Origin of the sequence: Janthinobacterium psychrotolerans (genome assembly GCF_001677885.1) — a bacterium.
GTDB lineage: Bacteria > Pseudomonadota > Gammaproteobacteria > Burkholderiales > Burkholderiaceae_D > Janthinobacterium > Janthinobacterium psychrotolerans.
On sequence record NZ_LOCQ01000006.1, the window covers coordinates 1 to 1169 of the forward strand.

The following is a 1169-nucleotide window of genomic DNA, read 5'->3' on the forward strand; positions in this document are numbered from 1 at the left end:
GATGTCCATTCGCCGCAATTCAATATTGATGGCGGCCTGGCTCGATTCAGCGGCGAGTTGGCGGGCGTGATCGGTACATTCTCGCTGGTTCGCAGCCCCACGCGTGCGGGGCCGGCCGGCAATGCCGGCAGCGGCTCAGGATACGACCTAACTGGCCCCGGCCTGTATTTCTACGATGGCGTCAACAGCCTGCCCTATATCGAACTAGGGGAATACATCACATGACACACGGCCTGAAAATTCGCAACGGCGGCCGCGTGGTTTTTGATTCGACACTGGCGGTCGGTGGCGTTTGCCTGGGAATTTTCGTGATATCGGGCGCCGCTAGGGTGTTCTCGTTCCCCAATTTCCCCACCGGACACGCGCCGGTGGTCGTATTCGGCGACGGCACGACACGCAGCAATTGGCAATACGACGAGGCAATGGGGTATCCGCGATTTACGTTCCCGTCCACAGCGACGGCCTCGCCAGATATTCGCACGTTTGCAGGAATCTATCTCAAATGACAACAGGGTTAAAAATTAGAAACCTGGCGCGGCAGCTGGTGGTGCACAGCGAGTCGCACGGCACCGCATGCATTGGCCGGGCCTCACTGGTGCAGGTGGTGCAACCGTCCAGCACTGGCGGTGTTCGCACTGCCGGCTATTCCCGGCACACGTTTGCATCTACGCTACCCGTGCTGTGGGCCATTGACCTGCCAGTGGGGCGCCGCGTGGGCATCGTCGACACCGCGTATAGCAACGGTGTGTACACCATCGGCGCCTACTGTGGCGGCAACCCCGGTAACGAGGGATTCGACCAGCAGTATCCAGTAGATATCTGGGCGTTTTCGATGATCACCGGCGCGCACGCGGGGCGCGGCCTGTTACTGCGCAATAGCGTTGGCGCCATCACCCATGATTTTGGTGCGCCCAATATCACGTTTCCGGTGGCCGCCGGCGATCTATCCACCATGGCGACCCTGCCAGCAATTGGCCGCCCGGTGGTCATTGGCAGCAGCCCGTTTTACGACGTCAGTTATAACGACCGCGAACCAGGATATGTCAAGGAGGATCGTCGCCAGTTCGTGCTACGAGATAGTGATGGCACCGTGGCCTACTCCTCAGGCGTGATGTTCAGGTCAGGACTCATGAACGGCAACCCTCCGGCTGGATCGACATTTAGCGATC

The 1169-nt window shown here is 59.8% G+C and carries 3 protein-coding genes; all 3 read left to right on the forward strand.

Annotated features, from left to right (window positions below):
* On the forward strand, positions 1-225 hold a 225-nt coding region (locus ASR47_RS27280), incomplete at its 5' end, for a hypothetical protein (protein WP_171898853.1).
* Positions 222-506, forward strand: coding sequence for a hypothetical protein (locus ASR47_RS26720; RefSeq protein ID WP_150127595.1), 285 nt, complete (start codon positions 222-224; stop codon positions 504-506). The genes ASR47_RS27280 and ASR47_RS26720, both read left to right, overlap by 4 nt.
* The coding region (locus tag ASR47_RS00060) for a hypothetical protein (RefSeq protein WP_150127596.1) at positions 503-1169 on the forward strand (667 nt) is incomplete at its 3' end. The genes ASR47_RS26720 and ASR47_RS00060, both read left to right, overlap by 4 nt.